Below are 208 nucleotides of genomic sequence, written 5' to 3' on the forward strand. Positions count from 1 at the left end.
CTGGGTGTGTCCGATGTTGGACTTCAACGAGCCCAGCCACAGGGGCTGTTCGCGGTCCTGGCCGTAGGTCGCGAGGAGGGCCTGCGCCTCGATCGGGTCGCCGAGGACCGTGCCCGTGCCGTGCCCCTCCACCGCGTCCACGTCGGCCGGGGTCAGTCCGGCCGCGGCCAGGGCCTTGCGGATCACCCGCTGCTGCGAAGGACCGTTC

Annotated in this window: 1 protein-coding gene; it reads right to left on the bottom strand. The window is 72.1% G+C overall.

What is annotated here, in order from left to right; all coding sequences use genetic code 11:
* On the bottom strand, positions 1–208 hold a 208-nt coding region (locus IG05_RS43440; protein WP_158839181.1), incomplete at both ends, for a hypothetical protein.

The sequence above is a fragment of the Streptomyces sp. NRRL S-1022 genome (assembly GCF_000720135.1).
GTDB lineage: Bacteria > Actinomycetota > Actinomycetes > Streptomycetales > Streptomycetaceae > Streptomyces.